General features: G+C 59.1%; 1 protein-coding gene and 1 pseudogene. Both read left to right on the top strand.

Going from position 1 to position 570, the window contains the following annotated elements:
- Positions 1-212: pseudogene (locus NW807_RS10460) on the top strand (PddD domain-containing protein); the annotation flags it as partial.
- Positions 213-226: 14 nt separating this feature from the next.
- Positions 227-570 (top strand): Tfp pilus assembly protein FimT/FimU (locus NW807_RS10455; protein ID WP_414426063.1); only part of this gene is annotated, 344 nt, incomplete at its 3' end.

Below are 570 nucleotides of genomic sequence, written 5' to 3'. Positions count from 1 at the left end.
ATGTCTGCGTGCGGCAAAGCGTCGGCGCTGACCGACCGCAGGATGTGATCATCAACATCACCGCCACGGCCATGGAGCGGGCCAACCCTGGCCTTTTCCGTCGCTACATCCGAAATGCCACCAGCGTCGATATCTCAGAGGTGTCGCGCTACTTGCTGCCAATGCAAACACGGGTTCTTGCCCGCGGTGTTATCAACCGTCCGCTCTCCTAGGGGAAATATCCACCATGTTGGCCTTGGAGAAAAAAGCAATTGGCCGAGCTCAGCCTTTTCGATCCCGGGGCTTTACGCTGACAGAAGTCCTAGCGGTGGTGGTCATTATCGGCATCCTGGCCGGGCTGGCCGTTCCTTCTGGGATCAACATCTGGGCGCGGATCCAACTGGAGGATGCCCAAAACAAGGTGGAGCGCGCTCTACGCACCGCCCGCACCAACGCCAGAGCCTCTCTCCAAGGTCGTGCTTGGGTGGTTGGGATCGACAATGCGGATCCAAGGGTTCCCACGCTAGTGATCCAAGACGAGGAAGGCCGTTGCGATGAGCCTACTCCCTGTCAGCGGGTGCGCCTGAATAA

It is taken from the genome of Synechococcus sp. R70.1, assembly GCF_047461675.1.
Taxonomy (GTDB): Bacteria; Cyanobacteriota; Cyanobacteriia; order Thermostichales; family Thermostichaceae; genus Thermostichus.
Note: the sequence above shows the minus strand (reverse complement) of the source record. Positions and strands in the feature narration are given on the sequence as shown.